The sequence below is a fragment of the Streptomyces sp. NPDC041135 genome (assembly GCF_055592085.1).
In genome coordinates this window covers 371583-397981 of record NZ_JBVIYZ010000006.1, presented here as the reverse complement: position 1 = coordinate 397981, position 26399 = coordinate 371583, and the positions used below count along the sequence as shown (strand labels likewise).

Sequence of the window (26399 nt, the reverse complement as noted above, 5' to 3'; positions counted from 1 at the left end):
CCACGTGGCGATACTTGGCGTGCCGGGCCCGGGCTGCCACCCCGACCAGGGTCACGGAAGGGTCCGGTCAAGGGCGTCGCGCCCGGCACTTCCCAGGCCATACCCACCTGGCCCCCGACGTCAAACCGGCGTCCGCCGGGCGGCGTCCGGCAGGCCCCGACCACACCACCTGACAGGAACCGATGTCTGAGGATTCGCGCCCTTCGTCCGCGCAGGCCCGCGCCGAGACCCGGGTCGCCGCCGTGATTCCGGCCGCCGGCCGGGGCGTACGCCTCGGTCCGGGCGCCCCCAAGGCGCTCCGGGCGCTGGGCGGCACTCCCATGCTCATCCACGCGGTGCGGGCGATGGCCGCCTCCCGCGCGGTCGCCCTGGTCGTCGTCGTGGCCCCGCCGGACGGCGCCGCCGAGGTCAAGTCGCTGCTCGACGCGTACGCGCTGCCCGAGCGCACCGACTTCCTCGTCGTCCCGGGCGGCGACTCCCGCCAGGAGTCGGTGCGCCTCGGACTCGACGCGCTGCCGCCCGGCCACGACATCGTGCTCGTGCACGACGCCGCCCGGCCGCTGGTGCCGGTCGACACGGTCGACGCGGTGATCGAGGCCGTACGGGAGGGCGCCCCGGCCGTGGTGCCCGCGCTGCCCCTGGCCGACACCGTCAAGGAGGTCGAGCCGGCCGGTGCCGAGGGCGGCCCGGAGCCGGTGGTGGCCACCCCGGACCGGTCGCGGCTGCGTGCCGTGCAGACACCGCAGGGCTTCGACCGGGCCACGCTGGTGCGCGCCCACGAGACGGTGAACGGCGAGGTCACCGACGACGCGAGCATGGTCGAGCGGCTGGGCCCGCGGGTCGTGGTGGTGCCCGGACACGAGGAGGCCTTCAAGGTGACCCGCCCGCTGGACCTGGTGCTGGCGGAGGCGGTCTTGGCCCGCCGGAGGCTCAACGATGGCTTCTGAACCGCAGCGGCCCGCGCAGCCCCCGCTGCTGCCGCGCGTCGGCATCGGCACCGACATCCACGCCTTCGAGGAGGGCCGCGACCTGTGGTGCGCCGGCCTGAAGTGGGAGGGCCAGGGCCCGGGCCTGGCCGGCCACTCCGACGCCGACGTCGTCGCGCACGCCGCCTGCAACGCGCTGTTCTCCGCCGCGGGCCTCGGTGACCTCGGGCAGCACTTCGGCACCGGCCGCCCCGAGTGGTCCGGCGCCTCCGGGGTCACGCTGCTGACGGAGGCGGCGCGGATCGTGCGCGCGGCCGGGTTCGTCATCGGCAACGTCGCCGTGCAGGTCGTCGGCGACCGGCCGAAGGTCGGCAAGCGCCGCGACGAGGCCGAGAAGACACTGTCCGAGGCGGCCGGCGCCCCGGTGTCGGTCTCCGGCGCCACCACCGACGGCCTCGGCTTCCCCGGCCGCGGCGAGGGACTGATGGCGGTGGCCACCGCCCTGGTGGCCCACACCGCCTGACGGCACCCGCCGACCGCACCGGCTGATCGCACCCGCGGCGGCGCCGTATGGCGGCACCCCCTGACCGCGGCGGCTGGCGGCACCGGCTGGCGGCACCCGCCGACCGCGTCGGCCGACCGCACCGGCTGATCGCACCGGTTGGCGGCACCGCCTGGCGGCACCCGCCGACGGCACCGCCTGGCGGCACCCGCCGACCGCACCGGCTGATCGCACCGGTTGGCGGCACCGCCTGGCGGCACCCGCCGACGCCACCCGGCGACGGCCCCGCCTGGCGGCACCCGCCGATCGCCCCGCCTGGCGGCACCCGCCGACGGCACCGCCTGATCGCACCCGCCGACGGCACCGCCTGACGGCACCGGCTGGCGGCGCCGCCCGACCGGACACGCCGGCCGCACCCGCGCACCCGTTCCGGCCGCCCGCGCGAGGCCCGTCCATCGGCCACGCGGGGGCGTATTCGCGCCGTCCGCGCGTTGTTGCCGGACCGGTGCGAGGCACTGCCCCCGGCCCACTACCCTGGAGTGGTGACCATTCGCCTGTACGACACCAGCGCCCGGCAGATCCGTGACTTCGCCCCGCTCACGCCGGGTTGTGTCTCGATCTACCTCTGTGGCGCCACCGTGCAGGCCCCGCCCCACATCGGTCACATCCGCTCGGGCCTCAACTTCGACATCATGCGCCGCTGGCTGGAGTACCGGGGCTACACGGTGACGTTCGTACGGAACGTCACCGACATCGACGACAAGATCATCCGGAAGTCCGCCGAGCAGGACCGCCCCTGGTGGTCCATCGGCTACGACAACGAGCGGGCGTTCAACGCCGCGTACGACGCGCTCGGCTGCCTGCCGCCGTCGTACGAGCCCCGGGCCACCGGGCACGTGCCCGAGATGATCGAGATGATGCGCGGGCTCATCGAGCGCGGGCACGCCTACGAGGCGGAGGGCGACGTCTACTTCGACGTGCGCTCGCTGCCCGGCTACCTCTCCCTGTCCAAGCAGGACCTCGACGACCTGCGCCAGCCCTCCGGCGACGGCGAGACCGGCAAGCGCGACCCCCGGGACTTCGCCATGTGGAAGGCGGCCAGGCCCGGCGAGCCGAGCTGGGAGACGCCGTGGGGACGCGGCCGTCCGGGGTGGCACCTGGAGTGCAGCGCCATGGCGCACAAGTACCTGGGCACCGCCTTCGACATCCACGGCGGCGGCATCGACCTCATCTTCCCGCACCACGAGAACGAGATCGCCCAGGCCAAGGCCTTCGGCGACGACTTCGCCCAGTACTGGGTGCACAACGCCTGGGTCACCATGGCCGGCGAGAAGATGTCGAAGTCGCTGGGCAACAGCGTCCTCGTCTCCGAGATGGTCAAGCAGTGGCGCCCCATCGTGCTGCGCTACTACCTCGGCACCCCGCACTACCGCTCGATGATCGAGTACAGCGAGGAGTCCCTGCGCGAGGCGGAGTCGGCGTTCGCGCGCATCGAGGGCTTCGTGCAGCGCGTGGTGGAGAAGACCGGCCCGGTGGAGCCGTCCGCCGAGGTGCCGCCCGCCTTCGCCGAGGCGATGGACGACGACCTGGGCGTGCCGCAGGCCCTCGCCGTCGTGCACACCACCGTCCGGCAGGGCAACTCCGCGCTGGCCGCCGACGACAAGGAAGCCGCCGTGGCCCGCCTCGCCGAGGTGCGCGCCATGCTCGGCGTCCTCGGCCTCGATCCGCTCGACGCGAAGTGGGCCGCCGAGGCCGCCGACCGCGGTGAGATGGTGCTCAACAAGAGCGTGCACGGCGTCGTCGACAGCCTGGTACGGCTCGTGCTCGAGCAGCGGGAGTCGGCCCGCGGGCGCAAGGACTGGGCCACCGCCGACGCCATCCGCGACCAGCTCAACCAGTCCGGTCTGGTCATCGAGGACAGCCCGCAGGGCCCGCGCTGGACCCTCGGTCCGCGCTGACCCTCCTTGATCGATTGTGCCGCCCGGCCGTCCGGGCGGCACACTGCATAGACGTACATCCGCACGCTTCACACAGACAGGTAGGTCATGGCCGCTCACAACCGCCGCATGTCCGGCAAGAAGGGCGCGCAGGTCGGCAGTGGCGGCCAGCGGCGCAAGGGTCTCGAGGGCAAGGGTCCGACCCCGCCCGCGGAGATGCGCAAGGGACACAAGAAGAACCGCATCGCCGGCGCCCGCGCGAAGCAGGCCGCGCGCCGCCCCGTCGCCCGGGGCCGCGGCGGCAGGTCCGCCTCGGAGCTGGTCGTCGGCCGCAACCCGGTCGTCGAGGCGCTGCGCGGGGGCGTGCCCGCCTCGACGCTGTACGTGCAGCAGTTCATCGACAACGACGAGCGGGTCCGCGAGGCGCTCCAGCTCGCGGCCGAGCGCGGCGGCATCAACCTCATGGAGGCGCCGCGCCCCGAGCTGGACCGCATGACCAACAACCTCAACCACCAGGGTCTGGTCCTCCAGGTCCCGCCGTACGAGTACGCGCACGCCGAGGACCTGACGAGTGCCGCCTACGACGACGGCGAGGACCCGCTGATCGTCGCCCTCGACGGGGTGACCGACCCGCGCAACCTCGGCGCCGTCGTCCGCTCCGTCTCCGCCTTCGGCGGCCACGGCGTGCTGGTGCCCGAGCGGCGCGCGGCCGGCATGACCGCCGGCGCCTGGAAGACCTCCGCCGGTACGGCCGCCCGGACGCCCGTCGCCCGCGCCACCAACCTGACGCGCGCGCTGGAGGCGTACAAGAAGGCGGGCCTGACCGTCGTCGGTCTGGCCGCCGACGGGGAGGCCGAACTCGGCGACGTGCAGGCCCTGTCGGGTCCGGTCGTCATCGTCGTCGGCAGCGAGGGCAAGGGTTTGTCCCGGCTGGTCGGCGAGACCTGCGACATCCGGGCGCGGATTCCGATGCCGGGTGGCGCGGAGTCGCTCAACGCCGGTGTGGCGGCGGGCATCGTGCTGTACGAGGCGGCGCGGCGCAGGGTCTGAACACCTGTCCGGAACCTCCCCCGCACGGGTCGATTCCGGCGTTCGGTGCGGGTTTGACGCGGTCCGGACACATCCGGGCGGTCAAGGCAGTGTCCTAACTCCACGTCACTCGGTTAGATGAGTGTGGACACCAGAACACCCCGCACACCCACGGGGGACCGCTCGTCGGGTTTCGACGACGCTCCCGCGCTGAGCATGGTGAAGGTGCCGAGCGATCCGGCCCAGGTCATCGTCAATCACGCGAGTTTCCGCGTGCAGCTGGGCGCCTCGACACGACGCACCCAATCCCCGCGCGTGGCACGGCACCTGGCCGTCGGCGAGGACACCGCCCGGGTCCCGGCCGCCGGCCGCCGCCGCCCCGTCGTGTGGAGCGGCCGGTCCGCCCCGGACGACACCGGCGCCCACCGGCTGCTCCAGGCGGTGCGGGGCGGCAGCGTCGGCCACACCGACGAGCGCGCCGCCCCGGCCGGGGCCACCCAGGTCATCCCGCGCGTCGGCGGCGGCTCCGGCCGCGGCTACGACGCCGACTACGACTCCGTGTACGACGGCCTCGGCCAGACCGTCGAGACCCCCGTCGTCGGCCACCAGCGCAGCCCCGGCGCCGGCGAGACCCGGCTGCTGCCCCACATGCGCACCGTCGGGAGCGCCTACGACGAACCCGGCTACGCGCAACCCGGCTACGGCGGCCCCGGACACGGCGAGGCCCCGGGGACGTACGACGCGTACGACGACGCGTACGACGGCACCCACGACGCCGACGGCTACGAGGACTTCGACGAGGCCGACGACACCGGCACCGCGTCCAGGCGCCACGGCGACGACCCCGCCCGGCACGCCTACTACCCCGGCCGCCGGATGAACCTGGGCGTGGTGCTGCTCCCGCTGCGCATCTTCCTCGGCTTCATCTCGGTCTACGCCGGCATGGGCAAGCTCTGCGACCCCGTCTACTTCGACGGCGGCAAGCGGGGCTCCATGGTCACCTGGCTCGACACCCTGCACCCCTGGGACGTCGCCGAGCCGCTGCGCCAGTTCGCGCTCCAGCACCCCGTCGGCTCCGGCCTGGTCATCGCCTTCCTCCAGGTCGTCGTGGGCGTCCTGACCGTGCTCGGCTGCTGGCAGCGGGTCGCCGCGGTGGGCGGCTTCCTGCTCTCCGCCGCGCTCATCGTCACCGTCAGCTGGAAGACCGTCCCGGTCTACGACGCGCCCGACATCATCTACCTGGCCGCCTGGTCCCCGCTGATCATCGCCGGTGCCCCCGTCTACTCCGTGGACGGCCGCCTCGCGGGCAGCGCCTGGCGACGGCTCGGCCCCCGCTCCGACATCTGGGAGCTGCGCCGCTACGTCCTGCGCCGCGGCGCCCTGATCACCACGGTCACCGTCGGCCTCACCCTGCTCGTCGGCTCGCTGCTCGGCTCCGCCGTCCGCGACTCCGGCCGCGTGGTCGTGCCGGGCCCCGGTGAGGCACCGCGCAACAACCAGCCCGGCTCCCCGCTCCCTGGCGAGCCCGGCGAGCGGCCGCAGAAGAAGGCCCCGGCGGCCTCCACCCCGCCCACCGGCGGTGCGACGGCCGGCGCCAGCCCTTCCGGCTCCGCCACCACGCCCGGGGCGGCCCGCACCTCCTCGGGCACCACCACGACCACCCCCAGCCAGACCCAGGGCACCACGGGCCGTACCCCGCCCCGCCAGTCCGCCCCGGTCGGTGGTGGCGGCGGCGCCCCCAGCACCACCACGGGCCCGGCCTCCGGCGGTTCCGCGACGGGCGGCGGCGGTTCGACCGGCGGCTCCACGACGGGCGGCACCGGCTCCGGCAGCGGCTCCTCCACCGGCCAGCCCGGCCTGGTCGGCGGCCTGCTCGGCTAGGGCCCCCAGCCTGCTCGCACCCCCGGCCACGGCAGCGGCCCCGCACCACCCGGTGCGGGGCCGCTGCCGTTCGCCTGCCGTACGCCGGGTCAGCGGCCGAGGGCCGCCAGCTCCTTCGCGGCCTCGGTGAGGTCCTTCGCGGTGTCGATGGCCCGCCAGTACGCGCCCTGCGGGATGGGGAAGCCGAACAGCCGCTCCTCGCGGGCCAGCCGGGGAAACGTGGACCGCTCGTGGTCGCCGCGCTCGGGCAGCAGGGAGGCGAACTCGGGCGAGAAGACGTACACGCCCGCGTTGATCTCGAACGTCGACGGCGGCGCCTCGATGAAGTCGGTGATGTGCCCGAAGCCGTCGGTCCTCACCGCTCCCCACGGGATGCGCGGCCGGGCCAGCGCGAGGGTCGCCACCGCGTCGCGTTCGGCGTGGAAGTCCGCCATGTCGCGCAGCGAGAAACGGGTCCAGATGTCACCGTTGGTGGCGTACCAGGGCCGGTCGGGGTGCGGGAGGTGCGCGGCGGCGTACCGCAGGCCGCCGCCGCGGCCGAGGGGCTCGCCCTCCACCACGGTGGTGACGGAGACGGGCAGGTCGGCCGAGTCCAGCCACTTCTGCAGGACCTCGGCGAGGTGGCCGCAGGAGACCACCACGTCGGTCACGCCCTCTTCGGCGAGCCAGGTCAGCTGGTGGCCGATGATCGGAGTGCCCGTACCGGGGATCTCGACCATCGGCTTGGGCCGGTCGTCGGTGTACGGGCGCAGCCGTGAGCCCTGGCCACCGGCCAGGACCACGGCTTGAGTGGGGCGCGTCGCGGCGCTCGGATGGGTCATGACCCGAACTGTACGTGGCGCCCCACCGGTGGCCTGCGCGGCGGTGACGGTCCGCTCGGGGCACCGTCACCGCCGGCGCTGACCTCAGCTGTGCGCGTCGAGCACCCCGGAGGCGAAGGAGGTGTCGCACACCGGGCGGGCGTAGGACTGCGCGCGTGAGGCGCCGTAGATGTTCACCGCGGCCCTGCCGAGGGCGCGGGCGATGGAGGTGCAGTGCCGGGCCAGCGACGGGTGGCCGTTGACGGACTGCTGCAGGTGGGTGAGGACCACGCCCGGGTCCTTCTCCTGAAGCTCGGTCATCAGCTGGTCGCGCAGCACGTCCTGCGGTGCGCGGGTGACCGCCTTGGCGGGGACGTCGGCCGGGGTGACGTCCGAGGCGGTGAGCACCGAGCCGGACGGGCTTCCCGTCCAGTTGACCCGGGTGACCGCGAGGGTCCCGGAGAGCACCAGGACGACGGGCAGGACGAGGGCGAGGGTGCGGCCGATCCGGCGGGCAGGGCCGCCCCGGTGGCCGCGTCGCGTCTGTTGGGTGGTGGAGTGCTTCACGCGTGTGAGGGTAGCGCGCGGTAATGATTTGGCGACATTTAGTCACCCTTACGGGGGATGAAGTGGCACCTCTTTTTGGGTAGAGGGTTGACGGCCGCCGCCCGCAGCGGTCGCCGTGCCGGGATTCGGGGCGCATACGGGAAGGGCCCCGCGGCATTCCGCGGGGCCCTTCCCGTCGATCCGGGTGCGTCGGCCGGGAGTTCCCGGCGCCGCCGGTGCCTCAGTCGGTGAGGCGCTCGCCGGTGGAGGTCGAGAACACGTGGGTCTCGCCCGCCCGCGGCACGACGTGCAGCTCGGCGCCCTTCTCCGGCACCTGGCGGCCGTTGACCCGCACGACCAGGTCCTTCTGCTCGCCGCCGACGTGGGCGGTGCCGTAGACGTAACCGTCGGCGCCCAGCTCCTCGACGACGTTCACGGAGACGGCGAGGCCGGCCGGGGCGTCGGCGCTGTCCTTGGTGAGGGCCGCGGCGGCACCGCCGTTGTGCTCGACGATGTCGAAGTGCTCGGGCCGGACGCCGACCGTCACGGTGCGGTCACCCCGGTCGGCGGCGGCCTTCAGCGCGTCGCGGTTGACCGGGACGACCGAGTTGCCGAACTTCACGCCGCCGTCGGTGATCGGGACCTCGACCAGGTTCATGGCCGGGGAGCCGATGAAGCCGGCGACGAAGAGGTTGGCCGGGCGGTCGTACATGTTGCGCGGCGAGTCGACCTGCTGGAGCAGACCGTCCTTGAGGACCGCCACCCGGTCGCCCATCGTCATGGCCTCGACCTGGTCGTGGGTGACGTAGACGGTGGTGATGCCGAGCCGGCGCTGGAGCGAGGCGATCTGCGTACGGGTGGACACGCGGAGCTTGGCGTCCAGGTTGGACAGCGGCTCGTCCATGAGGAACACCTGCGGCTCACGCACGATCGCGCGGCCCATGGCGACACGCTGGCGCTGACCGCCGGAGAGCGCCTTCGGCTTGCGGTCCAGGTACTCGGAGAGGTCGAGGATCTTCGCGGCCTCCTCGACCTTCTGCCGGATCTCCGCCTTGTTGACGCCGGCGATCTTGAGCGCGAAGCCCATGTTGTCGGCGACGGTCATGTGCGGGTAGAGCGCGTAGTTCTGGAACACCATGGCGATGTCCCGGTCCTTCGGCGGCAGGTGCGTGACGTCGCGGTCACCGATGCGGATCGCTCCGCCGTTGACGTCCTCCAGCCCCGCGAGCATCCGCAGCGAGGTGGACTTGCCGCAGCCCGACGGGCCGACCAGGACGAGGAACTCGCCGTCCGCGATGTCGATCTCGAGCGCGTCGACGGCGGGCTTGGTGGAACCCGGGTAGATCCGGGTCGCCTTGTCGAACGAAACAGTGGCCATGGTGATGGACCCCTTCTACCGGCAGGAACGTGCCGGACGATCCGTTGTAGGAAGGTGGTTGGTGTAGTCCACGCGAGTGAACTGGGTCAGGACGGTACCCGGCGATCACTCGTTCTGTCAGTAGCGGGCCCCTGTGAACTTCCCGGAAATTTTTCCCCGGCCCCCGGCCCGGACCTGGGTACACTGCACGGGCGCCCCTGCGCGCGCCCCCTTAGCTCAGCTGGCCAGAGCGCCGCTCTTGTAAAGCGAAGGTCGTCGGTTCGAATCCGACAGGGGGCTCCTTACGGCGAAGGCCACCCGCACCGGCCGGTGCGGGTGGCCTTCGCCGTCGTGCTGCCGGGCCGGAGGGCCGGTGCCGGCCGGGCCGGGGGTCAGGCGGTGCGCAGGATGTGGGTCAGGGCCTGGATGAGGGCCGCCTCCGGGTCGGGGGCGGCGCCGGGCGCCCGCCAGGCGACGTAGCCGTCGGGGCGGACCAGGACCGCGCCGTCGGCGGTGGTGCCGTGCACCTGGGCCCAGTCGGCCGGGCCGCGGGCCTCGCCCTCCGTGTCGTAGGTGAGGTCGGCGTCGGGGCCGTGGCCGATGCGGTAGGCGTCCAGGCGGACGCCCAGGCGGTCGGCGACGCGGCGGGCGGCGCCGTGCCAGCCCGCGTCGTCGGGCGCGTCGCTGAGCAGGACCAGGGAACGCTCGTACAGATCCAGCGTCGACACCCGCCGGCCCTCGCGGCGCAGCCACATGTGCGGGGCCCGGCTGCCGGGCTGCCCGGTCAGGTCCATGCCCTCGGGCACCACCGGCTGGCCGGGGTCGGCGCCCAGGACGGCGCCCTCGGGGTAGCGGTAGCCGAGGACGACGTTGAGGATGCCGCCCCGCTTGCCGCCGCCGACGCCCGGTGCCGGGGCGAAGCCGGGGTGGCTGTGCTCCACCGAGCGGGCCGAGGCGCGGGCGCTGGTGGCGACGGCGACCGGGCGGCGCTCGGTGTCGTAGGTGGCCAGCAGGCCGGGGCCCGCCCAGCCCTCGATGACGGCGGCCAGCTTCCAGGCCAGGTTGTGGGCGTCCTGGATGCCGGTGTTGGAGCCGAAGGCGCCGGTCGGGGACATCTCGTGGGCGGAGTCGCCGGCCAGGAACACCCGTCCGGCGGCGTACTGGTCGGCGACCCGTTCGGCGGCCCGCCAGGAGGCCTTGCCGGTGATCGCCACGTCCAGCCCGGGCACGCCCACGGCGCGCCGGATGTGCTCGCGCAGCCGCTCCTCGGTGAACTCCTCCAGCGTCTCGCCGCGCTCGGGGTGCCAGGGCGCGTGGAAGACCCAGTTCTCCTTGTTGTCGACGGGCAGCAGGGCGCCGTCGGCCTCCGGGGCGGTGAGGTAGCAGCAGATGAAGCGCCGGTCGCCGACGACGTCCGCGAGCTGCTGGGAGCGGAAGGTGACGCTGACGTTGGCGAAGAGGTCGCCGGGGCCGCTCTGGGGGATGCCGAGCCGGTTGCGGGCGGGGCTGCGCGGGCCGTCGGCGGCGACCAGGTAGTCCGCCCGGACGGTGTAACGCTCCTCGGTGCCGCGGTCGCGGACGAGCGCCGTCACTCCTTCGGGGTCCTGCTCGAAGGACTCCAGCTCGTGGGAGTAGCGCAGGTCGCCGCCGAGGTCGCGGGCGGAGTCCAGCAGGACGGGTTCGAGGTCGTTCTGGCTGCACAGGCACCAGGCGGTGGGGCTGAAGCGGGCCAGGCCGCCGCCCGGGTCGATGTTCTTGAACAGCCACTCGCCCTCGTCGCCGAGCAGGGACGGGGTCTGCAGGATGCCGTGGTTGTCGGCGAGCAGCGAGGCCGCCGCCTTGATGTCCGGCTCGATGCCGGCGACCCGGAACAGCTCCATCGTGCGCACGTTGTTGCCGCGTCCGCGGGGATGGATCGAGGTGCCGGAGTGCCGTTCGACGAGCATGTGCCGGACACCGAGACGGCCCAGGAACACGGACATGGACAGGCCCACCAGGGAGCCGCCGACGATGAGGACGGGAACCCGGTGGTCGGCTTTTTGGTGCATCGAAGCCTCCAGAGGCAGGGGTGCGCGTATGGGGCGCGTTGCAGGTTCCATGCCCTGCGGCGCGCTTCGGGAGCGCGTCGGCGTGCCCAATCACCCACGTGGTTCATACGAGTCGCGGGCGCCTGTGGACCGGCACAGGATCAAGGAACGCTGACGTCGCGTCACTCGCGGCCGGCGTCCGCCTCTGCCCCGCGAAGGAGATGTGCGCAGGATGACCACCACGTCTGAACATGTTTCAGCAACGCTGTCGCAACAGGTGTCGAAGCGTGTCTCGCAGTCCGTCTTCGACGGCTCCCGGCTCCGGGTCGTCCTGCTGGTCGACGTCTACGACGGAGCCCAGCAGCAGTTCCTGGAGGCCTACGAACAACTCTGCACCCAGGTTGCGTCCGTGCCCGGGCATGTCAGCGACCAACTCTGCCAGTCCATCGAGAATCCCTCCCAATGGCTCATCACGAGTGAGTGGGAGAGTGCCCCGCCGTTCCTCGCCTGGGTGAACAGCGAGGAACACGTGGCGATGGTGGAGCCGCTGCACAGCTGCGTCCGCGACACCCGTTCGCTGCGCTTCCACGTCGTGCGGGAGACCGGCGGCGAGGCGGCAGGCACGCAGGCGGCGCGGCGCAGGCTCCAGGCGTCCCCCCGGATCGGCGACGGCGTGATCCGCCACGCCCTGACCTTCACGGTCAAGCCGGGCAGCGAGGCGAAGGTCGCGAAGATCCTCGCGGACTACGCCTCGCCCGAGGCGCGGGTGGACGACACCACCCGGCTGTGCCGGACCTCCCTGTTCATGCACGGCAACCGGGTCGTGCGGGCCATCGAGGTGCGTGGTGACCTGCTCGCCGCGCTGCGCCACGTCGCCCGGCAGCCGGAGGTGCGGGCCGTGGAGGAGGCCATTAACCCGTATCTGGAGCAGGAGCGGGACCTGGACAACCAGGAGTCGGCGCGGGTGTTCTTCACCCGGGCGGCCCTGCCCGCGGTGCACCACGTGACGGCGGGCGAGCCGGCCGGCGGCGAGCGGCACGCGCTGTACTACCCGGCCCGGGCCGGCAGCGGGATGAAGCTGGCCGAGGTGCTCGCCCGGCAGGACGAGGCGGCGGCCCAGGACGCCGCCGGCCCGGTGCTGCGCAGCACGATCTTCCAGCGCGACGACGTCGTGGTGCGGCTGATCGACGTCCGCGCCGGGGCCGGTTCCGACGTCGGGCAGGCCGGTGGCGCCGCGGAGCTGGCGCCCCTGCTCGACGGGGACGCCGTCCGGATGGACCTCGTCACCGACCGCCGCTCGCCGGACGCCTGAGCCGGCGGCCCGGTTCCCCACGCCGACGCAGCACACCCACACGGACCACACGGAGGAACGTCGTGATCAAACCCCGTCCCAGAATCGTCGATCTCAGCGAGGTCGAGCCGAACGTCAAGCGCGGCGGTGACCTGCGCGCCATGCTCACCCCGGCCACGGTGGGCGCCACCAGCGGTTTCATGGGCGTGGCCCTCGTGCAGCCCGGCGACCGCATCGGTGAGCACTACCACCCGTACTCCGAGGAGTTCGTCTACGTCGTGTGCGGGCGGCTGGAGGTGGACCTGGACGGCGAGCCGCACGCGCTGCGGCCCGAGCAGGGGCTGATGATCCCCGCGCACGTGCGCCACCGGTTCCGCAACGTGGGTGACGTGGAGGCGCGCATCGTCTTCCACCTGGGCCCGCTGGCGCCCCGGCCGCAGCTGGGCCACGTCGACACGGAGGAGACGGAGGTCATCGGTGCGGCCGCCGTCACCACCGAGGGTGCCGAGGCGGGCGCGGCCCGGCCGGCCGGCCGGGGTCAGGTCCTTTCATGACCCGGCGCGTGGCGGTCACCGGCATAGGCATCGTGGCACCGGGCGGCATCGGCGCGCCGGCGTTCTGGGACCTGCTCTCCAACGGCCGGACCGCGACGCGAGGCATCACCTTCTTCGACCCGTCCGGCCTGCGCTCCCGGATCGCCGCCGAGTGCGACTTCGACCCGGTGGCGCACGGCCTGGACGCGCTGGCCATCGAGGGGGCGGACCGGTACATCCAGTTCGCCCTGGTCGCCGGCGACGAGGCGGTCCGCGACTCGGGGCTCGACCTGGCCCGGGAGAACCCCTGGCGGGTCGGGGTCTCGCTGGGCACCGCGGTCGGCGGCACCACCCGGCTGGAGAACGACTACGTGCTGGTCAGCCATGGTGGTGAGCGCTGGGACGTGGATCACGAGAAGGCGGGTGCGCAGCTGCACCGGGCGTTCTCGCCCAGCACGCTGGCGTCTGCGGTGGCCGAGCGGTTCGGGGCCTGCGGGCCGGTGCAGACCGTCTCCACGGGCTGCACCTCGGGTCTCGACGCGGTCGGGTACGCCTTCCACACCGTGGCGGAGGGCCGGGCCGACGTCTGCATAACCGGTGCGTCGGACTCGCCGATCTCCCCGATCACCATGGCCTGCTTCGACGCCATCAAGGCCACGTCCCCGAACAACGACGATCCCGCGCACGCCTCCCGGCCGTTCGACAACAACCGGGACGGGTTCGTCATGGGTGAGGGCGGCGCGGTGCTGGTCCTGGAGGACCTGGAGCACGCCCGGGCCCGCGGCGCGCACGTGTACTGCGAACTGAGCGGCTACGCCACCTTCGGCAACGCCTACCACATGACCGGGCTGACCAGCGAGGGTCTGGAGATGGCGCGGGCGATCGAGGTCGCCCTCGACCAGGCCCGGGTCGACCCCTCGGGGATCGACTACGTCAACGCCCATGGCTCGGGGACCCGGCAGAACGACCGCCACGAGACGGCCGCGGTGAAGCGGGCCCTGGGACGGCACGCCTACGAGACGACCATGAGCTCCATCAAATCCATGGTGGGGCACTCCCTCGGGGCGATCGGGGCGATCGAGGTCGTGGCCTGCGTGCTGGCCCTGGCCCATCAGGTCGTACCGCCGACCGCGAACTACGAGACCCCTGACCCCGAGTGCGACCTGGACTACGTTCCGCGGGTCGCCCGCGAACGGAAGCTGGACAACGTGCTCTCCGTGGGCAGCGGGTTCGGTGGTTTCCAGTCCGCGGTGGTCCTGACCCGTTCGAGGGAGTGAGGACAACATGAGTGCACCGCACGAACGCCGCGCCGCCGTCACCGGTATCGGGGTGGTCGCGCCCAACGGAACCAGCACCGAGACCTTCTGGAAGGCCACCCAGGAAGGGATCAGCGTCCTGGACCGGATCACCCGGGAGGGCTGTGAGCACCTGCCGCTGCGGGTGGCCGGTGAGGTCCGTGCCTTCGAGGCGTCGGCGGCGGTCGAGGAGCGCTACCTGGTCCAGACCGACCGGTTCACGCACTTCGCGATGGCCGCGGCCGACCTGGCCCTGGACGACGCCCGCCTCGGCCAGGCCGACACCGACGAGGCGCCGTTCTCCATCGGCGTGGTCACGGCGGCCGGTTCCGGCGGCGGCGAGTTCGGCCAGCGCGAGCTGCAGCGGCTGTGGGGCAAGGGCAGCCGGTTCGTCGGCCCGTACCAGTCCATCGCCTGGTTCTACGCCGCCAGCACCGGCCAGATCTCCATCCGCCGCGGTCTGCGGGGGCCCTGCTCGGTGGTCGCCGCCGACGAGGCCGGTGGTCTGGACGCCCTCGCCCACGCGGCACGGGCGGTGCGGCGGGGTACGGACGTGATCGTCGCCGGCTCGACCGAGGCGCCGCTCGCCCCGTACTCCATGGTGTGCCAGCTCGGTTACCGGGAGCTGAGCACCGAGGCGGACCCGGCGCGCGCCTACCGGCCCTTCACCGAGGGCGCGACGGGGTTCGTGCCGGCCGAGGGCGGCGCGATGCTCGTCGTGGAGGAGGCCGGCGCGGCCCGGCGGCGGGACGTGCCGGTGCGGGCCGTGATCGCCGGGCACGGGGCGACCTTCACCGGCGCCTCCCGCTGGGAGCACTCCCGGCAGGGGCTGGCGGAGGCGATCCGCGGCGCGCTGGCGGAGGCCGGCTGTGCGCCCGAGGAGGTCGACGTCGTCTTCGCGGACGCGCTCGGCGTGCCGGAGGCGGACCGTGCCGAGGCGCTGGCGCTGGCCGACGTGCTCGGCGCGCACAGCCGGCGGGTGCCGGTGACGGCGCCCAAGACCGGCATCGGCCGCGGCTACTGCGCGGCACCGGTGCTGGACAGCGCGGCGGCGGTGCTGGCGATGGAGCACGGGCTGGTCCCGCCCACGCCCAACGTGGCCGGCATCTGCCATGACCTCGACCTGGTGACCGGCCGGGCCCGCCCGGCCGAACTGCGCACCGCGCTGGTCCTCAGCCGGGGCCTCATGGGGTCGAACTCGGCGCTCGTGCTGCGGCGCGGCGACACCGCCGTGTCGTAAGCGGGGCCCGGAGATCAAGGAAAGGAAACACACGCATGACGTCGCAAATCGCTCAGGTCAACTTCGAGGAACTGTCCGGCCTGATGAAGCAGGCCGCCGGGGTCACCGTCGCTCCGCAGGACCTGGAGAAGCGGTTCGACACCGGTTTCGACGCGCTCGGCGTCGACTCGCTGGGGCTGCTCGGCATCGTCGGCGAGCTGGAGAACCGGTACGGCACGCCGATGCCCCCGGACGCGGAGCGCTGCAAGACGCCCCGGCAGTTCCTGGACCTCGTCAACAGCACTCTCATCGCAGGAGCCTGACATGGCCGGACACACACAGAACGAGATCACCATCGCGGCGCCGCTGGACCTGGTCTGGGACATGACCAACGACCTGGAGAAGTGGCCGCAGCTGTTCAGCGAGTACGCGTCCGTCGAGATCCTCTCCCGGGAGGGCGAGCGGACGACGTTCCGGCTCACCATGCACCCGGACGAGAACGGCACGGTGTGGAGCTGGGTCTCGGAGCGGGAGCCGGACCGCGCCACGCGCACGGTGCGGGCCCGCCGGGTGGAGACGGGGCCGTTCGCGCACATGAACATCCACTGGGCGTACGAGGAGGTCGCGCAGGGGACCCGGATGGTGTGGACCCAGGACTTCGCGATGAAGCCCGAGGCGCCGGTCGACGACGACTGGATGACCGACAACATCAACCGCAACTCCAAGGTCCAGATGGAGCTGATCCGGGACAAGGTCGAGAAGGCGGCCGCCGGGCACCGGCCCGCGTCGGTCCTGGCCGACTGAGCCGGGCGGAGGAGAACCGATGCACCAGGCCCTCATCGTGGCCCGTATGGCTCCCGGCTCGGCCCCCGATATCGCGAAGGTGTTCGAGGAGTCGGACCGGGGCGTGCTGCCGGAACTGGTGGGCGTCGTGCGGCGCAGCCTGTTCCAGTTCGGCGATGTGTACATGCACCTCGTCGAGTCGGAGCGCGAGCCGGGACCCGCCATCGCCAAGGTCACCTCGCACCCGGAGTTCCGGGGCATCAGCGAGCGCCTGTCGGCGTACGTCAGCGCCTACGACCCCGAGACCTGGCGGTCGCCGAAGGACGCGATGGCGCAGCGCTTCTACCTGTGGGAGCGCGACACCGCCGGGTGAGCCCCGGACGAACACCGGTCGCCGGGCCCGCAGCGTCGCGGGCCCGGCGACCGGTGTCTGCGCGGGGCCTCTGGCGGGGCGCCGCCGGGGGATCAGCCGGGGACGTGGCAGTCGAAGGCGTGCAGGTAGGGGTTGACCGGCTCGATGCCGTCCACCACCAGGCCCGCCGCGGTCAGCCGGCTCTTCATGCTCTCGGTGGTGTGCTTGGCGCCGCCGACGTTGAGCAGCAGCAGCAGGTCCATCGCGGTGCTGAAGCGCATCGAGGGGGTGTCGTCGACGAGGTTCTCGATGACGATCACCCGGGCGCCGGGGCCGCCCGCCTCGCTGACGTTGCGCAGCGTGCGGGCCGTGCTCTCGTCGTCCCACTCCAGGATGTTCTTGATGACGTAGACGTCGGCGTGGACCGGGACGGCCGTCCGGACGTCGCCGGGCACGATCCGGGTGCGGTCGGCGAGGTCGCCGCCCTCGCGCAGCCGGGGCACCGCGTTCTCGACGACCCGGGGCAGGTCGAGCAGGCTGCCGTGCATGGCCGGGTACTTCTCCAGCAGGCTCGCCACCACGTGCCCCTGGCCGCCGCCGATGTCCGCGACGGACTTGGCGCCGGAGAGGTCGAGCAGGGCCGCGACGTCGCGTGCGGACTGCTCGCTGGAGGTGGTCATCGCCCGGTTGAAGACGTCCGCCGACTCGGGGGCGTCCTCGTTGAGGTACTGGAAGAACTCCTTGCCGTACAGGCTCTCGACGACGTTGTGGCCGGTGCGCACCGCCTCGTCGAGCTTGGGCCAGGCGTCCCAGGTCCACGGCTCGGTGCACCACAGGGAGATGGCCCGCAGGCTGTGCGGGTCGTCCTCGCGCAGCAGCCGGGACATGTCGGTGTGGGTGAACGTGCCGTCCGGTCCCTCGGCGAAGACGCCGTAGCAGGACAGGGCGCGCAGCAGCCGGCGCAGCGGGGCCGGCTCGGTCTTCACCGCGGCCGCGAGGTCGCGTACGTCCGTGGGGGCGTCGCCGAGGGCGTCGGCCACCCCGAGCCGGGCGGCCGCCCGGACGGCGGCGGCGCAGGCCGCCCCGAACACCAGCTCGCGCAGCCGCATCGACGGGGGTGGGGCACTGTGCGTGGTCGTCATGTGCCGCCTTCCTTCCTTGTTGGCTCGGTCACCATGGGCCTCGTCAGCACAGTCCGGCGGGCTTCGACGCCCGGCAGCGGTTGCCGGTGAAGACGTTCTGCTTGCCCGTCTCGGTCTTGACGAGGTCGGCGGGGGCGTTGCCGTCCAGCACGTTGTTGCTGACCCGGTTGCGCTCGCCCTTGACGCCCACGAAGCTCTTGTAGAGGACGATCCCGCCGGACAGCGGTGACCTGCCGGAGTTGCCGGTGACCTCGTTCTGCGTCACCAGGGTGTCCTCGGTGCCGGTCAGGACGATGCCGGTGCCCTGGAGGAAGGGCAGCCGGGCGGTCTTCACGCAGTGCTTGTTGTTCGAGGCGACGCGGTTGTCCGCCACGGTGAGGTGGCCGGCCTTGGGCTTGTTCTCGTCGCCGACGACGAAGACGCCCGCGCAGTTGCCGGTGACCTCGTTGTGCGCGACGGTCAGGTTGCGCAGCCGCCGGACGGTGACGCCGATCCGGTTGCGCTCCAGGTGGTTGCGCTCGACGATCGTGCCCTTGGTGTTCTGGGCGCCTTCCTCGGTGGTGACGGTGTTGGCCAGGAACAGGCCCGCGTCGCCGTTGTCGCGGGCGGTGTTGCCCAGCAGCAGGCCGCGCACCGACCGCTCCAGGGCGATGCCCCAGAGCTTGTTCTTCACCGCGGTGACGTGCCGTACGGCCAGCTGGTCGGTGGCCATGCCGAAGACCCCGGCGCGGGTGAAGCCGCTGACGGTCAGGGCGGCGACGGTGACGTTCTTGACGTCGTGCTTCTTGGTGCCGATCACGCAGATGCCGTTGCCGCCCTTGGCGCAGGCGCCGGTCTTCTTGCGGGCCGGCTTGATGACGGTGCGGGTGCCGGCGCCGCGCAGGGTCACCCCGGAGGTGTGGACCGTGACGCTCTCGTGGTACGTGCCCGGGGAGACGTAGACGGTGTCTCCCTTCGCGGCGCGGTCCACGGTCTTCTGGATGGACTGGCCCGGACGGACCACGAGGGTGCTGTGCGTCGCCTGTGCCGGTGCGGCGCCCAGGCCCGTGCCGAGGACCGCCACGCTGCACGCCAGGTACGCGATATGGCATTTCTTCATATTGCGCACGTTATGACCGCAGGGGCGCGAGACCGGGTGGATCGGCCATCCGGTGGCGTGTCACCGCCGCGCACCCGGGGCGCGGCGTCCGGTCCGGCGGGCGCCCCGATCGCCCCGCCGACCATACTGGCGGGTGTGAACGGGGTCATCGGGTGGCGGCGCGGGATCGGGGCGGTGGCGCGGTACGTGCGCAGCGCCCCGGGGACGTACGTGTGGCTGCTGGTCCTGTTCTTCACCACCGTCGCCCTGCACCATATGTCGCCGCAGTTCGAGCAGCACTTCCTGCGGCAGCGGTCGACCAACATCCACGAGCTGTCGCGCAACCCGGTGCGGGTGCTGATCTCCAGCGCCATGTGGATCGACGACGGGAACTGGCTGCCGTACGTGCTGCTGTACAGCGTCTTCCACGCGCCGGCCGAGCGCTGGCTGGGCACCGGGCGGTGGCTCGCGGTGTGCGCGGCGGCGCACGTGCTGGCGACGCTGATCAGCGAGGGCGCGCTGCTGAAGGCGGTGCACGACGGGATGGTGCCGCACTCGGCGCTCAACACCCTGGACGTGGGGGTCAGTTACGCGCTGGCCGGGGTGATCGCGGTGCTCGCCTACCGGATCGCGGCGCCGTGGCGGTACCTGTATCTCGGGGCGGTCCTGGCCGTGTTCGGGCTGCCGCTGACCGAGCGGCCGACCTTCACCGACTTCGGCCACTTCGTCTCCGTGCTGATCGGCCTGTGCTGCTGTCCGCTGGTCAGGGGCCGCGCGAAGGCATGGAATCCGAAGGAGACACTGGCCGCCCTCAGGGGTTAACGTCCGCGCATGAGCAGCTCGGCAAGCAGTGCCGTCAACGGCGGCATCTCGTTCTGGTTCGCGGACGACGGCCTTCCGCCGGCCCGGGAGCCGCTCGACGGGGACGCCACCGCGGACGTGGTCGTCGTCGGCGGCGGCTACACCGGCCTGTGGACGGCGTACTACCTGAAGAAGGCCGCCCCCTTCCTCCGCGTCACCGTCCTGGAGCAGAAGTTCTGCGGCTACGGCGCCTCCGGGCGCAACGGCGGCTGGCTCTACAACGGCGTCGCGGGCCGCGAGCGGTACGCCGCGCTGCACGGCCGCGAGGCCGCCGTACGCCTCCAGCAGGCCATGAACGACACCGTCGACGAGGTGATCGCGGTCGCCGCCGCCGAGGGCATCGACGCCGACCTGCACAAGGGCGGCGTGCTGGAGGTGGCCACCACCCCCGCCCAGCTGGCCCGGCTGAAGGCGTTCCACGCGCACGAGCTGTCCTACGGCGAGCACGACCGGGAGCTGTACGGCGCCCGGGAGACGGCCCGGCGGATCAGGGTGGCCGGCGCGGTCGGCTCGTCCTGGACCCCGCACGGCGCCCGGGTGCACCCGGCGAAGCTGGTCAAGGGGCTGGCGGCGGTCGTGGAGGCGCTCGGCGTCACCGTGCACGAGTCGACCCCGGTGACCGAGATCCGCCCCGGCCACGCGGTCACCCCCTACGGCACCGTCCGCGCGCCCTACGTCCTGCGCTGCACCGAGGGGTTCACGGCGGCGCTGAAGGGCGAGAGGCGCACCTGGCTGCCGATGAACTCCTCCATGATCGCCACCGAGCCGCTCACCGACGAGCAGTGGGCGGCGATCGGCTGGGACGGCCGGGAGGCCCTCGGCGACATGGCGCACGCCTACACCTACGCCCTGCGCACCGCCGACGGCCGGATCGCGCTCGGCGGGCGCGGGGTGCCCTACCGCTTCGGGTCGCGCACCGACAACGACGGCCGCACCCAGGCGGCGACGGTCGAGGCGCTGCGGGAGATCCTCACCGGCTTCTTCCCGGCGCTGGCCGGGGTGCGGATCGGGCACGCCTGGTCCGGTGTGCTCGGCGTGCCGCGCGACTGGTGCGCCACCGTCACCCTGGACCGCTCCACGGGCCTCGGCTGGGCGGGCGGTTACGTCGGCTCCGGGGTCGCCACCACCAACCTCGCCGCCCGCACCCTGCGCGACCTGGTGCGGCTCGACTCCGGCCAGGCCGGCCCGACCGACCTGACCCGGCTGCCCTGGGTGGACCACAAGGTCCGCAAGTGGGAGCCGGAACCGCTGCGCTGGCTGGGCGTGCAGGGCCTGTACGCCACCTACCGCGCCGCCGACCGGCGGGAACGGCGCCGCCCGGACGCGGCGTCCTCCCGGCTGGCGCGGGTGGCGGACCGGGTGTCCGGGCGCCACTGAGCGCGGGTCCGCGAAGCCCCGGGATCATGGGTGCCCGGGTTCAGGGCACCGGTTCCGGCAGCGGGGCCTCGGCCGGGGCGCCGTGCCCGGGGGCCTTCGCCGTGACCATCAGGCCGGCCACCAGCCCCGCCAGCAGCATCACCCCGGCCGCCCACCAGATGGCGACGGTGTACCCGTGCACGATGCCCTCCGGGACCACCCGGGCCTTCTGCGCGGGCAGGCGCAGGTGGGCCGTGATGTAGGCGGCGCCGCTGGTGGTGGCGATGGTGTTCAGCAGGGCCGTGCCGATCGAGCCGCCGACCTGCTGGGAGGTGTTCACGGTCGCCGAGGTGACCCCGGAGTCCCGCGGGGCGACGCCGGAGGTCGCGGTGGCGAACACCGGCATGAAGGTCAGGCCCATGCCCAGGCCCATCAGCAGCAGCGCGGGCAGGATCTCGCCGGTGTAGGAGGAGCCCACCCGCAGCCGGGTCAGCAGCAGCAGCCCGGACGCGGCGAGCAGCATGCCGGGGACCATCAGCAGGCGCGGGGCCACGCGTTGCAGCAGGCGGGCCGATATCTGGGTGGAACCGATGATGATCGCCACCGTCAGCGGCAGGAAGGCCAGGCCCGCCCGGACCGGTGACCAGCCCAGGATGACCTGGAGGTAGTAGGTCATGAACAGGAACAGGCCGAACATGCCGATCACCGCGAGGCACATCGTCAGGAAGCAGCCCGCCCGGTCGCGGTCCTTGACGATGTGCAGCGGCAGCAGCGGCTGCGGCGCCCGGGCCTGCCACCACACGAAGAGCGCGAGCAGCGCCACGCCCGCCGCGAACAGCCCCAGCACCAGCGGGTCGGTCCAGCCGCGCGGCTCGGCCTCGCTGAAGCCGTAGACGATCGCCACGAGCCCGCCGCAGCCCAGCACCGCGCCGGGCACGTCGAGGCGGGCGCCCGGGTGGCCGGGGCGGTCGTGCAGCAGCGCGAAGGCGCCGACGACCGCGACGATCGCGATGGGCACGTTGACGTACAGGCACCAGCGCCAGTTCAGGTACTCGGTGAGCAGGCCGCCGACGATGAACCCGATCGCCGAGCCGCTGCCCGCCAGGGCGCCGTAGATGCCGAACGCCTTGCCGCGCTCCCGGGGGTCGGTGAACGTCGTGGTCAGCAGGCTCAGCGCGGACGGCGCGAGCAGCGCGGCGAAGGCGCCCTGGAGCGCGCGGGCGCCGAAGAGCATGCCGGAGGTGGTGGCCGCGCCGCCCAGCGCGGAGGCGGCCGCGAAGCCGATGAGGCCGATGACGAAGGTCCGTTTGCGGCCCACCAGGTCGGCGACGCGGCCGCCGAGCAGCAGCAGGCCGCCGAAGGCCAGGGTGTAGGCGGTGATGACCCACTGCCGGTTGCCGTCGGACATGCCCAGGGCGCGCTGGGCCGAGGGGAGCGCGATGTTCACGATCGTCGCGTCCAGGACGACCATCAGCTGAGCGAGCGCGATGATCACCAGACCCCACCACCGGCGGGGGTCCGGATGCGTCGCGGGTTCACCTGTCCGGGTGACGCTCATCTGGTCAGAAGACCATGGATCAGGAGGCGTCGCATCCCGGCGGGGGCGCTGTCGGTGCGGGGGTGCAGCATGGGGGGATGGCGAGGAGCAGAGTCACGGGGCGGGCGGTCGGCGGGGACGGGGTGCGGGCGGCACGCCGGCCGGAGGTGCGGCTGCCGCCGCTGGAGCCGTACGCGGGCGGTGGGCTGGAGCCGGACGGGGACTACGACGGGCTGGAGTTCGCGGAGGCGGACCTCGCCGGGCAGGACGGCACCGGGGCGCGCTTCCTGGACTGCGCGCTGCGCGGCTGCGCGCTCGACGAGACACGCCTGCCGCACGCACGTCTGCTGGACACGGTCCTCGCCGGGCCGCGGGGCGTCGGCACCGACCTGTCCGGGGCGACCCTGCGGGACGTCGAGATCACCGACCCCCGGCTCGGCGGCGTCCAGCTGCACGGCGCCGTCCTGGAGCGCGTCGTGATCCGCGGCGGCAAGATCGACTACCTCAACCTGCGCCGGGCCCGGCTGCGGGACGTGGTGTTCGAGAACTGCGTCCTGACCGAGCCCGACTTCGGCGGCGCGGCCCTGGAACGCGTCGGCTTCCAGGACTGCACCCTGCGCGCGGCCGACCTGACCGGCGTCACCCTGACGGACGTGGACCTGCGCGGGGTGGCCGCCCTGGAGATCGCCCGCGGGGTGGACCGGCTGGCGGGGGCCGTGATCAGCACGGGCCAGCTGCTCGACCTGGCCCCGGTGCTGGCGGCGGCGGTAGGCATCCGGGTCGAGGACTGAGACACGGACGGCGGTACGGGCCCAAGGGCGCGGGGCCGCGGGCCTCGCGGCGGAGCAGGGACCGGAGGCCGCGGGGCGGGACCGGGGGAGAGCCTCGCTTACCGGCGGGTGTCCGGGAGCCGGGGGAAGCGGGCCTGGAGGGTCCAGACGGCCGGGTTCTCCGCGAGGTCCTCGTGCAGGTCGGTCAGGTCGGCGAGCAGGTCGTGCAGGAAGTCGCGGGCCTCGCGGCGCAGTTCGGCGTGCGAGAAGGTGAGCGGGGGCTCCTCGGCCGGCATCCAGTCGGACTCGATGTCCACCCAGCCGAAGCGGCGCTCGAAGAGGATGCGGTCGGTGGACTCGGTGAAGTCCAGCTCCGCGTGCTGGGGGCGGGAGGCGCGGGAGCCTGCCGGGTCCCGGTCCAGCCGCTCCACGATGTCGCACAGCGCCCACGCGAAGTCCAGCACGGGCACCCATCCCCAGGCCGTGGACAGCTCCCGGTCCGTCTCCGTGTCGGCGAGGTAGACGTCCCCGCAGAACAGGTCGTGCCGCAGGGCGTGGACGTCCGCGCGGCGGTAGTCGGTCTGCGGCGGGTCGGGGAAGCGGTTGGAGAGGGCGTAGCCGATGTCGAGCACGCAAGCGATGGTGTCACGCCCGGCCGCCGCGGCGACCAGGGCCCGGGGAGAGACCGGCGGCGCCCGCGCGGGCCGCGGCGCGGGCAGGCCGCGGCCCCGGCCCGCGTCGTGACCCGCGGCCGGGGCCGCCGCCCGGGGCGGCGTCCGTCAGACGTTCACGCCGAAGTCCTGCGCGATGCCGACCAGGCCCGAGGCGTAACCCTGGCCGACGGCGCGGAACTTCCACTCGGCGCCGTTGCGGTACAGCTCGCCGAAGACCATGGCGGTCTCGGTGGCGGCGTCCTCGGACAGGTCGTAGCGCGCGATCTCGGCGCCGCCGGCCTGGTTGACGATGCGGATGTAGGCGTTGCGGACCTGGCCGAAGTTCTGGCCGCGGTTCTCGGCGTCGTAGATCGAGACCGGGAAGACGATCTTGTCGATGTCGGCCGGGAGTCCGGCGAGGTTGACGTTGATCGCCTCGTCGTCGCCCGCGCCCTCACCGGTGCGGTTGTCACCGGTGTGCACGATCGTGCTGTCCGGGGTCTGCTTGTTGTTGAAGAAGACGAAGTGGCCGTCCGAGTAGACCTTGCCCTGGCCGTTGACCGCGATGGCCGAGGCGTCCAGGTCGAAGTCCGTGCCGGTGGTGGTGCGGACGTCCCAGCCGAGGCCCACGGTGACGGCGGTCAGGCCCGGAGCCTCCTTGGTGAGCGAGACGTTGCCACCCTTGGACAGGCTTACAGCCATTGTTGGGAGTCCCTTCCGTAGGTATCTGTGCCGACGAAGCTACCGTCACCGGGAACAACGTCGAGGGGGGTGCTCCCGGTTCCGGATGCCTTTACCTTTTTTACCCGCCCGGAAATCCAGGTGACGTGGACCGGACGGAGCCGGGAACATGGAGCACATGTCCGGTCCCTACGTCATCCGTGGCTCCGTCCCGCTCCCCGAGGCCGAGCTGGTGTGGCGTTTCTCGCGGTCGTCCGGACCCGGCGGACAGCACGTCAACACCACAGACTCCCAGGTGGAGCTGCGCTTCGACCTGGCGAACACCGAGGCCCTGCCGCCGGTGTGGAAGGAACGCGCGCTCGAACGGCTGGCCGGCCGGCTGACCGACGGGGTGCTCTCCGTGCGCGCCTCCGAGCACCGCTCGCAGTGGCGCAACCGGGAGGCCGCCGCCGTCCGCCTCGCCGCCCTGCTCGCCGAGGCGACCGCCCCGCCCCCCAAGCCCCGCCGGCCCACCCGCATCCCGCGCGGCATCAACGAGCGGCGGCTCAGGCAGAAGAAGCAGCGCTCGGACACCAAGCGCGGCCGCTCGGGCCGGGACTGGGGATAGAGCTTCGGGCCCGCCTCGCACCAGCGGGGCTCGACGGCCCCGGGCCTACGCCGCGTCCAGGGCCAGGACCCCGACCGTCTGGCCCCCGCTCGTCTCGCCGGTCGTGCGGAAGCCCAGGCGGCGGTAGAACTCCTCGGGGCCCGTCGGCCCGGGGTGCCAGGTGACGTACAGCTCCGTGCCGCCGCGGCGGCGGATCTCGGCGGCGACGGCCTCGACGGCGAACCGGCCGTAGCCCTTGCCCTGCTCGCCGGCGGCGATGTTCAGCCGCCACAGGCCGGAGCGCAGGACGCTGCCGTCGAGGTGCCAGTCGATGTCGAGGAAGGCCATCAGGAAGCCGACCGTGCGGTCACCGTCGACGATCAGGCGGGGCCAGGCCACCCCGGCCGGGTGGACGTAGGCCTCGGCGAGGGAGTCCGCCACCGGCGACACCGCGTGCTCCTGATCGGGGCGGACCCGAACGGCGAGAGCGGCCTCGAGATTCTCGGTGGTGACCTTTTCCAGGTGCGGGCGGGAGGACATCCCGGCACCCTAAGGCCTGGCCGGGAGAGGCCCGAGGGGGAGGGCCCGGCAACAGGTCCTAGCCCAGCTGCCGGTACCGCCCCCGGAAGTACAGCAGCGGGCCCCCGTCCGCGCTCGGCACCCGTGCCGTGAGCACCCGGCCGATCACCAGCGTGTGGTCCCCGGCCCGCACCCGCTGCTCGGTCTCGCACTCCAGCGCGGCCAGCGCGCCGCCGATCAGGAGCGCCCCGCTGGCCTCCCCGCGGACGTGGGGGAGGTCCTCGAAGAGCAGGCGGTCGCTGATGCGGCCCTTCATCGCGAAGCGGCCCGCGATGTGCCGCTGGCTCTCGGCCAGGACGGAGACGGCCCACCGGGGCTGCTCGTCCAGCAGGTCGTCCATGCGGGAGCCCTCCCGCAGGCTGACCAGCACGAGCGGCGGGTCCAGGGAGACCGACACGAAGGCGGTGGCGGTCATGCCGACGTCCTCGCCGCCGGGCGCCTGCGGGTCGTCCGGGTCCAGCGGCGGCTCCTGCGCGGCCACCAGCACCACACCGGCCGCCAGCCGGGCCATCGCGGCCCGGAACTCGTCGTCGCTCACCCCCTCAGCATGCCCGGAAGCGGCTGGGGAGGCGGGAGAGGGAGTCGTCAGCACGCCGGAAACGCTAGTCTGCGGTCCCGGCCGGGGGCATCGGCCCTGCGGACCAGCCGGGTCGCGGCCTGGTCCTAGGACCCGGGGAG

28 protein-coding genes and 1 tRNA gene are annotated in these 26399 nt (G+C 73.1%); 18 read left to right on the top strand and 11 right to left on the bottom strand.

The window, feature by feature from the left end; genetic code table 11:
• Nucleotides 1-182: 182 nt before the first annotated feature.
• The 6 genes from ispD to ACZ6CZ_RS17550 all read left to right on the top strand — a co-directional run bounded on the left by ispD (nucleotide 183) and on the right by ACZ6CZ_RS17550 (nucleotide 6275).
• Nucleotides 183-947, top strand: coding sequence for a 2-C-methyl-D-erythritol 4-phosphate cytidylyltransferase (ispD, locus tag ACZ6CZ_RS17575; protein WP_469021389.1), 765 nt, complete (start codon nucleotides 183-185; stop codon nucleotides 945-947).
• Nucleotides 937-1449: a 2-C-methyl-D-erythritol 2,4-cyclodiphosphate synthase gene (gene ispF, locus ACZ6CZ_RS17570; protein WP_469021387.1), complete on the top strand. Its 513-nt coding sequence runs from the start codon at nucleotides 937-939 to the stop codon at nucleotides 1447-1449. The genes ispD and ispF overlap by 11 nt, the downstream gene beginning before the upstream one ends.
• Before the next feature lie 47 nt (nucleotides 1450-1496).
• On the top strand, nucleotides 1497-1799 hold the full coding sequence (locus tag ACZ6CZ_RS17565) for a hypothetical protein (protein WP_469021384.1): 303 nt from the start codon (nucleotides 1497-1499) through the stop codon (nucleotides 1797-1799).
• Nucleotides 1800-1970: 171 nt separating this feature from the next.
• Nucleotides 1971-3386: a cysteine--tRNA ligase gene (gene cysS / locus ACZ6CZ_RS17560; protein WP_469021382.1), complete on the top strand. Its 1416-nt coding sequence runs from the start codon at nucleotides 1971-1973 to the stop codon at nucleotides 3384-3386.
• 87 nt (nucleotides 3387-3473) lie between these two features.
• A complete protein-coding gene (gene rlmB / locus ACZ6CZ_RS17555) occupies nucleotides 3474-4415 on the top strand; it encodes a 23S rRNA (guanosine(2251)-2'-O)-methyltransferase RlmB (RefSeq protein ID WP_469021379.1) in 942 nt (313 codons plus the stop codon).
• Nucleotides 4416-4532: 117 nt separating this feature from the next.
• Nucleotides 4533-6275: a DoxX family membrane protein gene (locus ACZ6CZ_RS17550; protein ID WP_469021377.1), complete on the top strand. Its 1743-nt coding sequence runs from the start codon at nucleotides 4533-4535 to the stop codon at nucleotides 6273-6275.
• 89 nt (nucleotides 6276-6364) lie between these two features.
• Here the strand turns inward: ACZ6CZ_RS17550 and ACZ6CZ_RS17545 are convergent, their stop codons facing one another.
• From ACZ6CZ_RS17545 to ACZ6CZ_RS17535, 3 genes are all read right to left on the bottom strand, one after another.
• A complete protein-coding gene (locus tag ACZ6CZ_RS17545; protein ID WP_469021375.1) occupies nucleotides 6365-7096 on the bottom strand; it encodes a nucleotidyltransferase family protein in 732 nt (243 codons plus the stop codon).
• A gap of 84 nt (nucleotides 7097-7180) precedes the next feature.
• Nucleotides 7181-7642 (bottom strand): hypothetical protein, encoded by a 462-nt coding sequence (locus tag ACZ6CZ_RS17540; RefSeq protein ID WP_469021373.1) that lies wholly within the window; start codon nucleotides 7640-7642, stop codon nucleotides 7181-7183.
• Nucleotides 7643-7862: 220 nt separating this feature from the next.
• Nucleotides 7863-8999 carry an ABC transporter ATP-binding protein gene (locus ACZ6CZ_RS17535; protein WP_469021370.1) on the bottom strand — a complete coding sequence of 379 codons (1137 nt, stop codon included), beginning with the start codon at nucleotides 8997-8999 and terminating at the stop codon, nucleotides 7863-7865.
• A 205-nt stretch (nucleotides 9000-9204) separates the two neighbouring features.
• Here ACZ6CZ_RS17535 and ACZ6CZ_RS17530 point away from each other — a divergent pair.
• A tRNA-Thr gene (locus ACZ6CZ_RS17530) sits at nucleotides 9205-9278 on the top strand.
• A 92-nt stretch (nucleotides 9279-9370) separates the two neighbouring features.
• Here the strand turns inward: ACZ6CZ_RS17530 and ACZ6CZ_RS17525 are convergent.
• Complete coding sequence (locus ACZ6CZ_RS17525) at nucleotides 9371-11026, bottom strand: FAD-dependent oxidoreductase (protein ID WP_469021368.1); 1656 nt, start codon at nucleotides 11024-11026, stop codon at nucleotides 9371-9373.
• 211 nt (nucleotides 11027-11237) lie between these two features.
• On the opposite strand from ACZ6CZ_RS17525, the gene ACZ6CZ_RS17520 reads away from it, so the two are divergent.
• The 7 genes from ACZ6CZ_RS17520 to ACZ6CZ_RS17490 all read left to right on the top strand — a co-directional run bounded on the left by ACZ6CZ_RS17520 (nucleotide 11238) and on the right by ACZ6CZ_RS17490 (nucleotide 16499).
• Nucleotides 11238-12317, top strand: a complete 1080-nt coding sequence (locus tag ACZ6CZ_RS17520; protein WP_469021366.1) for a SchA/CurD-like domain-containing protein — start codon at nucleotides 11238-11240, stop codon at nucleotides 12315-12317.
• A gap of 62 nt (nucleotides 12318-12379) precedes the next feature.
• Nucleotides 12380-12850, top strand: a complete 471-nt coding sequence (locus tag ACZ6CZ_RS17515) for a cupin domain-containing protein (RefSeq protein WP_469021363.1) — start codon at nucleotides 12380-12382, stop codon at nucleotides 12848-12850.
• Nucleotides 12847-14106, top strand: a complete 1260-nt coding sequence (locus ACZ6CZ_RS17510) for a beta-ketoacyl-[acyl-carrier-protein] synthase family protein (protein ID WP_469021361.1) — start codon at nucleotides 12847-12849, stop codon at nucleotides 14104-14106. Before ACZ6CZ_RS17515 ends, ACZ6CZ_RS17510 begins: the two co-directional genes overlap by 4 nt.
• Before the next feature lie 7 nt (nucleotides 14107-14113).
• Nucleotides 14114-15364 carry a ketosynthase chain-length factor gene (locus ACZ6CZ_RS17505; RefSeq protein WP_469021359.1) on the top strand — a complete coding sequence of 417 codons (1251 nt, stop codon included), beginning with the start codon at nucleotides 14114-14116 and terminating at the stop codon, nucleotides 15362-15364.
• Between the two features lie 35 nt (nucleotides 15365-15399).
• Nucleotides 15400-15666: an acyl carrier protein gene (locus tag ACZ6CZ_RS17500; protein WP_469021356.1), complete on the top strand. Its 267-nt coding sequence runs from the start codon at nucleotides 15400-15402 to the stop codon at nucleotides 15664-15666.
• Between the two features lies 1 nt (nucleotide 15667).
• Nucleotides 15668-16147: an SRPBCC family protein gene (locus ACZ6CZ_RS17495; protein ID WP_469021354.1), complete on the top strand. Its 480-nt coding sequence runs from the start codon at nucleotides 15668-15670 to the stop codon at nucleotides 16145-16147.
• 19 nt (nucleotides 16148-16166) lie between these two features.
• Nucleotides 16167-16499, top strand: a complete 333-nt coding sequence (locus ACZ6CZ_RS17490) for a TcmI family type II polyketide cyclase (protein WP_469021351.1) — start codon at nucleotides 16167-16169, stop codon at nucleotides 16497-16499.
• 92 nt (nucleotides 16500-16591) lie between these two features.
• Here ACZ6CZ_RS17490 and ACZ6CZ_RS17485 read toward each other — a convergent pair whose 3' ends face one another.
• Both ACZ6CZ_RS17485 and ACZ6CZ_RS17480 read right to left on the bottom strand, forming a co-directional pair.
• Nucleotides 16592-17620, bottom strand: a complete 1029-nt coding sequence (locus ACZ6CZ_RS17485) for a methyltransferase (protein WP_469021349.1) — start codon at nucleotides 17618-17620, stop codon at nucleotides 16592-16594.
• A 43-nt stretch (nucleotides 17621-17663) separates the two neighbouring features.
• Nucleotides 17664-18719, bottom strand: a complete 1056-nt coding sequence (locus ACZ6CZ_RS17480; RefSeq protein ID WP_469021347.1) for a right-handed parallel beta-helix repeat-containing protein — start codon at nucleotides 18717-18719, stop codon at nucleotides 17664-17666.
• A 135-nt stretch (nucleotides 18720-18854) separates the two neighbouring features.
• Between ACZ6CZ_RS17480 and ACZ6CZ_RS17475 the strand changes: the two genes are divergently transcribed.
• Nucleotides 18855-19520 carry a rhomboid-like protein gene (locus tag ACZ6CZ_RS17475; protein ID WP_469021345.1) on the top strand — a complete coding sequence of 222 codons (666 nt, stop codon included), beginning with the start codon at nucleotides 18855-18857 and terminating at the stop codon, nucleotides 19518-19520.
• 9 nt (nucleotides 19521-19529) lie between these two features.
• A complete protein-coding gene (locus tag ACZ6CZ_RS17470; RefSeq protein ID WP_469021343.1) occupies nucleotides 19530-20936 on the top strand; it encodes an NAD(P)/FAD-dependent oxidoreductase in 1407 nt (468 codons plus the stop codon).
• Nucleotides 20937-20976: 40 nt separating this feature from the next.
• Here ACZ6CZ_RS17470 and ACZ6CZ_RS17465 read toward each other — a convergent pair whose 3' ends face one another.
• A complete protein-coding gene (locus tag ACZ6CZ_RS17465; protein WP_469021341.1) occupies nucleotides 20977-22473 on the bottom strand; it encodes an MFS transporter in 1497 nt (498 codons plus the stop codon).
• Nucleotides 22474-22550: 77 nt separating this feature from the next.
• On the opposite strand from ACZ6CZ_RS17465, the gene ACZ6CZ_RS17460 reads away from it, so the two are divergent.
• Complete coding sequence (locus tag ACZ6CZ_RS17460) at nucleotides 22551-23243, top strand: pentapeptide repeat-containing protein (RefSeq protein ID WP_469021339.1); 693 nt, start codon at nucleotides 22551-22553, stop codon at nucleotides 23241-23243.
• Between the two features lie 98 nt (nucleotides 23244-23341).
• On the opposite strand, the gene ACZ6CZ_RS17455 is transcribed toward ACZ6CZ_RS17460, so the two are convergent.
• On the bottom strand, nucleotides 23342-23854 hold the full coding sequence (locus ACZ6CZ_RS17455) for a hypothetical protein (protein ID WP_469021336.1): 513 nt from the start codon (nucleotides 23852-23854) through the stop codon (nucleotides 23342-23344).
• 147 nt (nucleotides 23855-24001) lie between these two features.
• Nucleotides 24002-24577 (bottom strand): TerD family protein, encoded by a 576-nt coding sequence (locus ACZ6CZ_RS17450; protein WP_469021334.1) that lies wholly within the window; start codon nucleotides 24575-24577, stop codon nucleotides 24002-24004.
• Nucleotides 24578-24734: 157 nt separating this feature from the next.
• Between ACZ6CZ_RS17450 and arfB the strand changes: the two genes are divergently transcribed.
• Nucleotides 24735-25163 carry an alternative ribosome rescue aminoacyl-tRNA hydrolase ArfB gene (gene arfB, locus ACZ6CZ_RS17445; RefSeq protein ID WP_469021663.1) on the top strand — a complete coding sequence of 143 codons (429 nt, stop codon included), beginning with the start codon at nucleotides 24735-24737 and terminating at the stop codon, nucleotides 25161-25163.
• A gap of 45 nt (nucleotides 25164-25208) precedes the next feature.
• Here the strand turns inward: arfB and ACZ6CZ_RS17440 are convergent, their stop codons facing one another.
• Entirely contained in the window at nucleotides 25209-25682 is a 474-nt protein-coding gene (locus ACZ6CZ_RS17440; RefSeq protein ID WP_469021332.1) for a GNAT family N-acetyltransferase, read from the bottom strand.
• 58 nt (nucleotides 25683-25740) lie between these two features.
• The gene (locus ACZ6CZ_RS17435) at nucleotides 25741-26232 is read right to left on the bottom strand and encodes a flavin reductase family protein (RefSeq protein WP_469021660.1); all 492 of its coding nucleotides are present in this window, start codon (nucleotides 26230-26232) and stop codon (nucleotides 25741-25743) included.
• Nucleotides 26233-26399 lie beyond the last annotated feature (167 nt).

Excerpts from the sequence above, each read along its gene's own strand:
- ACZ6CZ_RS17495 (WP_469021354.1), top strand. The coding sequence starts at position 15,668 with ATGGCCGGACACACACAGAACGAGATCACCATCGCGGCGCCGCTGGAC.
- ispD (WP_469021389.1), top strand. The coding sequence starts at position 183 with ATGTCTGAGGATTCGCGCCCTTCGTCCGCGCAGGCCCGCGCCGAGACC.
- ACZ6CZ_RS17465 (WP_469021341.1), bottom strand. The coding sequence starts at position 22,473 with ATGAGCGTCACCCGGACAGGTGAACCCGCGACGCATCCGGACCCCCGC.
- ACZ6CZ_RS17490 (WP_469021351.1), top strand. The coding sequence starts at position 16,167 with ATGCACCAGGCCCTCATCGTGGCCCGTATGGCTCCCGGCTCGGCCCCC.
- ACZ6CZ_RS17525 (WP_469021368.1), bottom strand. The coding sequence starts at position 11,026 with ATGCACCAAAAAGCCGACCACCGGGTTCCCGTCCTCATCGTCGGCGGC.
- ACZ6CZ_RS17470 (WP_469021343.1), top strand. The coding sequence starts at position 19,530 with ATGAGCAGCTCGGCAAGCAGTGCCGTCAACGGCGGCATCTCGTTCTGG.
- ACZ6CZ_RS17535 (WP_469021370.1), bottom strand. The coding sequence starts at position 8,999 with ATGGCCACTGTTTCGTTCGACAAGGCGACCCGGATCTACCCGGGTTCC.
- ACZ6CZ_RS17505 (WP_469021359.1), top strand. The coding sequence starts at position 14,114 with ATGAGTGCACCGCACGAACGCCGCGCCGCCGTCACCGGTATCGGGGTG.
- arfB (WP_469021663.1), top strand. The coding sequence starts at position 24,735 with ATGTCCGGTCCCTACGTCATCCGTGGCTCCGTCCCGCTCCCCGAGGCC.
- ACZ6CZ_RS17500 (WP_469021356.1), top strand. The coding sequence starts at position 15,400 with ATGACGTCGCAAATCGCTCAGGTCAACTTCGAGGAACTGTCCGGCCTG.
- ispF (WP_469021387.1), top strand. The coding sequence starts at position 937 with ATGGCTTCTGAACCGCAGCGGCCCGCGCAGCCCCCGCTGCTGCCGCGC.
- ACZ6CZ_RS17450 (WP_469021334.1), bottom strand. The coding sequence starts at position 24,577 with ATGGCTGTAAGCCTGTCCAAGGGTGGCAACGTCTCGCTCACCAAGGAG.
- ACZ6CZ_RS17440 (WP_469021332.1), bottom strand. The coding sequence starts at position 25,682 with ATGTCCTCCCGCCCGCACCTGGAAAAGGTCACCACCGAGAATCTCGAG.
- ACZ6CZ_RS17460 (WP_469021339.1), top strand. The coding sequence starts at position 22,551 with ATGGCGAGGAGCAGAGTCACGGGGCGGGCGGTCGGCGGGGACGGGGTG.
- ACZ6CZ_RS17565 (WP_469021384.1), top strand. The coding sequence starts at position 1,497 with ATGGCGGCACCCCCTGACCGCGGCGGCTGGCGGCACCGGCTGGCGGCA.
- ACZ6CZ_RS17485 (WP_469021349.1), bottom strand. The coding sequence starts at position 17,620 with ATGACGACCACGCACAGTGCCCCACCCCCGTCGATGCGGCTGCGCGAG.
- rlmB (WP_469021379.1), top strand. The coding sequence starts at position 3,474 with ATGGCCGCTCACAACCGCCGCATGTCCGGCAAGAAGGGCGCGCAGGTC.
- ACZ6CZ_RS17520 (WP_469021366.1), top strand. The coding sequence starts at position 11,238 with ATGACCACCACGTCTGAACATGTTTCAGCAACGCTGTCGCAACAGGTG.
- ACZ6CZ_RS17545 (WP_469021375.1), bottom strand. The coding sequence starts at position 7,096 with ATGACCCATCCGAGCGCCGCGACGCGCCCCACTCAAGCCGTGGTCCTG.
- ACZ6CZ_RS17550 (WP_469021377.1), top strand. The coding sequence starts at position 4,533 with ATGAGTGTGGACACCAGAACACCCCGCACACCCACGGGGGACCGCTCG.
- ACZ6CZ_RS17480 (WP_469021347.1), bottom strand. The coding sequence starts at position 18,719 with ATGAAGAAATGCCATATCGCGTACCTGGCGTGCAGCGTGGCGGTCCTC.
- ACZ6CZ_RS17510 (WP_469021361.1), top strand. The coding sequence starts at position 12,847 with ATGACCCGGCGCGTGGCGGTCACCGGCATAGGCATCGTGGCACCGGGC.
- ACZ6CZ_RS17435 (WP_469021660.1), bottom strand. The coding sequence starts at position 26,232 with ATGGCCCGGCTGGCGGCCGGTGTGGTGCTGGTGGCCGCGCAGGAGCCG.